Genomic DNA, 6,981 nt, shown 5'->3' on the forward strand with positions numbered 1-6,981 from the left:
TACAAAAAGTTTATTTTATCAGTATAACTTATATGGAGGTGATAAAAATGAAAAATGAAATAAAAAAATGGGGATTACCACCAATATTGGAACAAAGAAAGGTAGATTTTATGTTTGAGCCCAATAAGTTATTAGATAAAATCAACAACACAAAGAAAGATTGTATTGAGAAGTATTATAGAGGTTTACACTCTAAGGATGGTTCAGTTAAATTCTACTTATATGACTTTGAATCAAATGAAATAGTATTTACTATGGATTTTTTTTGGAGTCATAAATTTAGCAAAGAAAAATATATAAAACTTCAAGTGTTATATGTTAATGCGATTGAGCTTAGAAAGAAAGGTATAGCTACTTATTATTTAAAAAAATTACGAGATTATGCTGAAGAAAAAGAGATTTGTAAAATTAAAATATATGTTAATCCCAATAATAAATTATTTGAAAATAAAGAGAATACATTATCTAAAAAAGACTTGATTAAATTCTATAAAAAGATAGAAAATGATAAATTATTTATAGAAATAATAGAATAATTAATATTAAGTAAGAAGTTAGAGTAAAATCTAGCTTCTTTTTTAATATAAAAAAGGAAGGTGTAAAATGGAAAACTTATTAAACTATTTTAAAATTATTGTAGCAACAATAGGAACTGGAGTAACATGGTTATTTGGAACATGGGACACTGCTCTTATTGTTTTAGTGTGCTTTATGGCGTTAGATTATGCAACTGGAGTATTAAGAGCATGGATAAATAAAGAAGTATCTAGCGATATAGGACTTAAAGGTATAGCGAGGAAAACAGTTATATTTATTGTTTTAATAGTATCGGTATTACTAGATAGGCTATTAAATACAGGAACATGGGTATTTAGAACTCTTATATGCTACTTTTATATAGCAAACGAAGGTATTAGCTTATTAGAAAATTGTGCTGGATTAGGATTACCTATACCAGAGAAATTAAAAGATGCATTAGTACAACTTAAAGATGGAGAAAAGAAAGAGTTAAGTAAAGAGCAGGAGTAGATCCTGTTCTTTTAATTTATAAAAATATATTAAAGAAAGAAGGAATGTAAAAATGAAAATCGGAGTAAATGATGGACATACATTAAGTGGAGCTGGAACAGGAGCAGCGGGAATTATAAAAGAAGGAGAACATACTAGATTAGTTGGGGAAGAAGTAAGAAGATTATTAAAGGAAAGAGGTAATACAGTTTATAATTGTACTGTGGATTATGCTTCAACTACAAATGAAAGCTTAGCATTAGTCGTACAACAAGCCAATAGAGAGGACTTAGATTGGTTCATATCAATTCATTTTAATGCTGGAGGAGGACAAGGCGTAGAAGTTTATACTTATGAAGGTAGACAATATCAAGATGCTATTGATGTTTGTAACAATATATCAGCATTAGGATTTAATAATAGAGGTGTTAAAGCTGGTACTGGACTTTATGTAATCAGAAGAACTAAAGCTAAATCTATGCTTATAGAAGTTTGCTTTGTAGATACAGAAGACGCAAAAAAGTATCTTGAAGTTGGATATAAAGCAATTGCAAAGGCTATAGTAGATGCATTAGATAAGCATATAGTTATTGCTCCAGCAACAAACCCTACTCCTAATCAATCAGCTACTGTTAAGAAAGGTGATGATTGGGTTAAGAGATTACAAGAAGAATGCAATAAGCAAGGTTTCTCTAAACAAACTGTAGATGGCATTCCAGGTCCAGCAACTTTAGCTGGCTGTCCAGTTTTAAAGAAAGGAGCTAAAGGGAATATTACTAAATTGCTTCAAGAAAAGCTTGTAAAATTAGGATATTCAACAAATGGGGTAGATGGAATCTTTGGTAATGGAACTCATACTGCTGTAAGAGAGTTTCAAAAAACTAGAGGGCTTTCTATAGATGGAATTGTTGGGCAAAACACTTGGAGAAAATTATTAAATTTATAATTATTTAAGGCTAGTAGGCAGGAGAAATCTTACTTGCTAGCTTTTTTTATTTTAATTTTATAAAATAGGTATCAAAATAATACCAATAAGAGTATAAATTAATACCTAAGTAGAGTATTAAAACAATACTAACAAAGGTATCAAAGTAATACTTAACAATGTATTAATTTGATACCCTATATTTATTACTAAAAATATTTATTATATATATTTATTATTTTTTTTTAAAAGAAAGCCCTTTGGTAGACCAAAGAGCTTTTAATTTATTTTAGTAAATATTATTTGATTAGTTTACAGTATAACTTTCTACAAAATTAATACAATCTAATGCTTTGATGGTATGAAAACTAATTTGATGAGTTGGATATTTAAATTTCATTAATTCAAAGAATTTTTCTTTGTTCATATGTCCTAATGAATATGCTTCAATATAATCATATATAGTATCATCAGCCATAGGTCCAATAACAACATCATAATTATGAGTATTACCACTACGACAATTCACAACAAACTCCAGCCATTCATCATTGTATCCATCGAATTTTTTTATATTCAAAGTTTCTAAGTTATTAATTTCATACACATTAACTATTGAAGTAGTGAACTTACTAGCCCATTTTTCTGCTTGCTCCTTGATACTAGTACAGTAAAATCCCCATGAGAAATCTTTTGTAAATCTATGTTTACGAATTTCAGGATATTCTATCTTCATATAACTCCCATGATATAAAATTTCCTTTTCCATAATATCACCCCACAATTTTGTTAATTTTTATAAGGCTTTTATAAATTATTTTCTTATAAATTATTTTAATTTATATTCGCTAAATAATAATTCTAAAGCTCTATCAACTAATTTTGATTTTGGTATCATAGTTTCTTCACTAAGTTTATCAAGTTTATTATTATAGTCTAAATCTATTGATGTAGTGAATCTAACTCTAGTTTTCAATTCTCTATATTTACTTTTATTTATTTCGTTCATGTAATCACCTCTGTATAAATTTTACTACATATTACTTAAGTTTTGCAAAGTTTATTTAATTTATTTAAGCATTGTGTTGACAAAAGTTTACTTAAGTTTTATAATTAATTCATAAACTTAAGTAAACAAAAGGGGTGAATTAAATGTCACAATCAAAAGTATCTAAAAATTTCATATCATTTAGACAATACATTAGAACTAAGGACTTATCAGTAAATGAACAATATCTTTTAGAATTGCTTTTCGAGTTTCATAATCATAATTTTGGTTATGCTTATCCAGATTTAAAAACTTTGATGAAAGCATTTAATACAACTTCTAAAAATAGAGTAGTATCTACTATAAAGAAGCTTGAGAAAAAAGGCTTAATTAGAGTTACTAGGAAGTTTAAAGATAATAATAGATATTTTATAGAAAATATAAATCAATTTATTATTACAGAAAAGAAAAAGACTTCAACAAATAAGGCTCATGTTGATTCTAACGGCAATTTACCTTTAGAAGGGCAAATAGATGTTGAAGAAGTTTTAAAAGAAAATGAGAGCCAATCTGATAAGATTAAGCTTGTATTAGACAAATTCAAAGGAATTATATTGTCTAAAAAGCAAAAAGAAGTGATTAATAATACTGAAAAAGGTGTTTTAGAAAATGCAATTGAAAGTATAACTGTAGATAAAGTAAATGCTACTTATCTTATTGGAGCAATAGAAAGAGCAAAGACTAAATCAAAATATTTAGTCGATGGAATAAATCCTTTTAAATTTAACAATTTTAAAGCTAGAGAATATGACTATGATTCATTAGAAAAGAAATTGTTAGGTTGGGAGAAGCAAGAAAAAGTAATTGAAGAAGAATTGCCTTTAGGAATAGCATGGTTAGGAGCTTAGAGAATGAGTATAGAAGGAAGAATAAGAGAACTTAAAAGACTTATATTACACCAGAGAAATGAGACAGTAAGAAAAATTTATGAAGAACATATAGAGTTTTTAAAAACTCAAATTTAGGAGGAGAATATGGGGAGAAAAAATGAATATACAGTAACTTTAATATTACCAACTGATATGACAGCATTAGAAGAGAAGTTTGCGGAAGTTATGGCTGATATAGTTGCTGAAAAGTTAAATCATGCAGAATTAGGATATTTAATAAAGAGATTAGAAGAAAGTGATAAGATTTGTTTATAAAAAAAAGAAAGCATACCATAGATGGCACACTCTCCAGTAGCAAGTTGAGTATACCATCTTGGATGTAAAAATTCAAGGGGGATTTTAAAATGAAATTTACAGTAGCAGAAATAAAGATGTTTATAGACATTACAATAACATGGGTATTTTGGATAATAGTTCACTTAATTGTTTTATTATCATTTTTAGTTTCGGTAAGAGTATTTTTAGGGATAAATATTCCTAAAAAGTTAATGGAATTAATAAGTAATTAATGGAGGTAGAGAGAATGAAATTAATAACTGTTGATATAGGATCATTTAATATTAAAACAAGTGAAGGAGTTATTTTAGAAAATAGATTTGAATTAGATAATAATGCTGAAGTATTTGGTGCAGAAGTATTAAACTATGATGGAAATAATTATTTCTTTGGTAGGGGAGAATTTAATAAAACTTTTTCAAAAGTTCACAAAGAAATAGAAGTACCATTATTTTATTCATTAGCTAAAAGCAATGTTTCTGGGAAAATTAATTTAATATTACATCTTCCAGCAAGTCAAATGACAATGAAAAACTTAATAATTGATAGATTACAAGGTCATGAGTTTACTTATAAAGTGAATAGTGTTGAATATAAAACTATTTTTAACAAGGTTGGTGTATTAAGAGAGGGATGGAGCTCATTTTATAGCTTATCAAAGAGAAATGATGGATTAATTGCAATAATGGATATTGGGGGGCGAACAACTGATATTTTTACATTTAACAACGGCATTAATGAAAAAGAAAAATCATTAGCTATAGGAATGATGGATGTATTTAGCGATATAGCTGATAAATTGAATGGGCAAGGCGAAAATAGAAGATTAGAAGATATTCATAAGTTATTAGCAAATGAAATAATAAATATTGATGAATTTGAAGATGTTATTTATAAGTATGCAGCAAAGATAATAAATGATGTAAAAGTAACTATAGATAATCTTGGGGATTATAAAATTTATCTTACTGGGGGAGGAGCAGAATATTTTATAAATGTTCTTGATAAGAAATTTAGAGTAGAAATTATGAATAATAATTTATGTAGTAATTGCACTGGAAGTTATAATATTGGAAAGGCAAAGGGATTAGATAAATGATGAAGATTAGATTAACATTTGTTGATACTGAAGAAGGAAACAGTGAATTAGGTAATGCTTTAAATAAAATATCAGACATTTTCACAGTAATACAAACAAGCAAAGTTTATAAAGGCAGAGGTAATAGTAAGTATAGCAATGTATATTTAGAAATTGAGAATAAAGTACCAAAAAGCACAAAATAACACATACTGTACTTATTAAAAGTTATGTACCTTATATTTTGATTAATATAAGGTACAAAATGACACGAGGTGTGCAAATGAGGGTTAATTTGAGTTTGAATGAAAGTAATTCTAAAGATAGAAAGATAATTGATTTTTTAGCAAGTAGATATAATTCATCAGCTTATATAAAAGAAGTTTTATATCAGTTAGCAACAGATGGTTTTCATAGTGTTGGTGCTACAGTTGCAAATACATTATTAGATAACGGTAGGGGTATACCAACAAGAATACATCCTACTAAAGAAGAAGAAACTTTTGATGAGATAATAGGAGTTGAGGGGATAGAGCTTTAGAATGAGGGTGTTTAAATGGATTTGAGTTTTTTAGATGATGTGGAATTGGAATCAAATAGTCATGTAAAATCTATAAGGTTTGCTGAAAATGAAATGTATTTACTTAAATATATACAGTTTAAAGAGAGAAAATTTTCAGATTATGTTAAAGAATTAATACTTCAAGACCTAGAAAAGTATATAGCTTTAAATGCTAAATTAACTAAAAGTGATATAATAGAAATTGTTAAAAAAGTTGTGAATAACGAGATAAAATGATTGATAGTGAATAAGGGGTAACTCCTTATTCACTAAGTTCATGTTCACACATAAATAAATCACTAGAGTGAACATTAAATATTTTTGCAATTTTGCATAGTGTAGAAAGTTTAATTGGATATTTACAGTTTTCTAAATCAGAGTAATAGGATTTACTCATATTTAGTAATGAAGCCATATAAGCTTGACTGTAACCTGTATTAACTCTAAATTCTTTTATTTTTAATTTATACATTTAAATCACCGTTAAATATAATTACATTTTTTTAAATTAAATTCAAAAGAAATTAATGTTAAAAATTTCATTATAATGGGCACAAAAATATAATTTAGAAATTATGTTTACAATGGTAATACATAGGTAATACAAAATAAATAAAATTGGATTAAATTACATAAAAAAATATAATAATGGAGGTGTAAAGAATAATACATAAATGTAATAAAATGTCGAATAGTTCGAGTGGTTCGGACAGTTTTTATTGTATAATTAGAGTGTAAAAGTAAATATAATAATTTGCCAAAAGAACGTATGTTTGGTATAATTTTATTAACAAATGATTATGGGGTGTCGGTATGGAAGATGCAAAGTTAAAGAAGAGAGTAATACTTAAAATAATAAAAAAGAAATGATATAAATTAAAGAAGGAGCTTTTAAGTAAGCAGCCTTCTTTTTTTGCTTTATACTTCAAAATAACTTAATGGAATATCAAATGCAGCACATATTTTTATTTTGTTTTTTTTATCTATTTTATGGCCAGTTTCATATTTACATACAGATGAATAACCAATTCCAGTTTTAAGTGCAAATTGTTTTTGAGTAAGCCCATGAAGCATTCTAAGTTTATAAATTTTATCTTTAACACTATTCTCTGGTAACATATAATAGATATTAGATTGAGTGTTTTCAATGGTTTCAAATACCTTTCTATATGTTGCAGTTTTATTCTCATAGCA

The 6,981-nt window shown here is 26.7% G+C and carries 14 protein-coding genes; 10 read left to right on the forward strand and 4 right to left on the reverse strand.

The genetic code is table 11. The features are described from left to right. Positions 1-47: 47 nt before the first annotated feature. From TY07_RS14655 to TY07_RS18640, 3 genes are all read left to right on the forward strand, one after another. On the forward strand, positions 48-536 hold the full coding sequence (locus tag TY07_RS14655; RefSeq protein ID WP_042401714.1) for a GNAT family N-acetyltransferase: 489 nt from the start codon (positions 48-50) through the stop codon (positions 534-536). Between the two features lie 67 nt (positions 537-603). Next, positions 604-1,029, forward strand: a complete 426-nt coding sequence (locus tag TY07_RS14660) for a phage holin family protein (RefSeq protein ID WP_042401717.1) — start codon at positions 604-606, stop codon at positions 1,027-1,029. Between the two features lie 52 nt (positions 1,030-1,081). Then, positions 1,082-1,954, forward strand: coding sequence for an N-acetylmuramoyl-L-alanine amidase (locus TY07_RS18640; RefSeq protein ID WP_042401720.1), 873 nt, complete (start codon positions 1,082-1,084; stop codon positions 1,952-1,954). Between the two features lie 286 nt (positions 1,955-2,240). Here the strand turns inward: TY07_RS18640 and TY07_RS14670 are convergent, their stop codons facing one another. After that, the gene (locus TY07_RS14670) at positions 2,241-2,702 is read right to left on the reverse strand and encodes a DUF3990 domain-containing protein (protein WP_042401723.1); all 462 of its coding nucleotides are present in this window, start codon (positions 2,700-2,702) and stop codon (positions 2,241-2,243) included. Between the two features lie 60 nt (positions 2,703-2,762). After that, positions 2,763-2,942, reverse strand: coding sequence for a ribbon-helix-helix domain-containing protein (locus TY07_RS14675; RefSeq protein ID WP_042401727.1), 180 nt, complete (start codon positions 2,940-2,942; stop codon positions 2,763-2,765). 143 nt (positions 2,943-3,085) lie between these two features. On the opposite strand from TY07_RS14675, the gene TY07_RS14680 reads away from it, so the two are divergent. From TY07_RS14680 to TY07_RS14705, 7 genes are all read left to right on the forward strand, one after another. Continuing rightward, positions 3,086-3,829, forward strand: a complete 744-nt coding sequence (locus TY07_RS14680) for a helix-turn-helix domain-containing protein (RefSeq protein WP_042401730.1) — start codon at positions 3,086-3,088, stop codon at positions 3,827-3,829. Between the two features lie 126 nt (positions 3,830-3,955). Further along, the gene (locus TY07_RS18435) at positions 3,956-4,126 is read left to right on the forward strand and encodes a hypothetical protein (protein ID WP_042401733.1); all 171 of its coding nucleotides are present in this window, start codon (positions 3,956-3,958) and stop codon (positions 4,124-4,126) included. 89 nt (positions 4,127-4,215) lie between these two features. Next, the gene (locus TY07_RS18150; protein WP_157029194.1) at positions 4,216-4,380 is read left to right on the forward strand and encodes a hypothetical protein; all 165 of its coding nucleotides are present in this window, start codon (positions 4,216-4,218) and stop codon (positions 4,378-4,380) included. Positions 4,381-4,394: 14 nt separating this feature from the next. Further along, complete coding sequence (locus TY07_RS14690; RefSeq protein WP_042401737.1) at positions 4,395-5,246, forward strand: ParM/StbA family protein; 852 nt, start codon at positions 4,395-4,397, stop codon at positions 5,244-5,246. Beyond that, positions 5,243-5,431 carry a hypothetical protein gene (locus TY07_RS14695; protein ID WP_042401740.1) on the forward strand — a complete coding sequence of 63 codons (189 nt, stop codon included), beginning with the start codon at positions 5,243-5,245 and terminating at the stop codon, positions 5,429-5,431. Before TY07_RS14690 ends, TY07_RS14695 begins: the two co-directional genes overlap by 4 nt. A gap of 77 nt (positions 5,432-5,508) precedes the next feature. Beyond that, positions 5,509-5,766 (forward strand): hypothetical protein, encoded by a 258-nt coding sequence (locus tag TY07_RS14700; protein WP_042401744.1) that lies wholly within the window; start codon positions 5,509-5,511, stop codon positions 5,764-5,766. Positions 5,767-5,781: 15 nt separating this feature from the next. Then, positions 5,782-6,024 carry a hypothetical protein gene (locus tag TY07_RS14705; RefSeq protein ID WP_042401747.1) on the forward strand — a complete coding sequence of 81 codons (243 nt, stop codon included), beginning with the start codon at positions 5,782-5,784 and terminating at the stop codon, positions 6,022-6,024. Positions 6,025-6,049: 25 nt separating this feature from the next. Here TY07_RS14705 and TY07_RS14710 read toward each other — a convergent pair whose 3' ends face one another. Next, on the reverse strand, positions 6,050-6,259 hold the full coding sequence (locus tag TY07_RS14710) for a helix-turn-helix transcriptional regulator (RefSeq protein ID WP_042401751.1): 210 nt from the start codon (positions 6,257-6,259) through the stop codon (positions 6,050-6,052). Between the two features lie 446 nt (positions 6,260-6,705). Continuing rightward, on the reverse strand, positions 6,706-6,981 hold a 276-nt coding region (locus tag TY07_RS14715; RefSeq protein ID WP_242833270.1), incomplete at its 5' end, for a helix-turn-helix domain-containing protein.

Source organism: Clostridium saudiense, assembly GCF_000577815.1.
Taxonomy (GTDB): Bacteria; Bacillota; Clostridia; order Clostridiales; family Clostridiaceae; genus Clostridium; species Clostridium saudiense.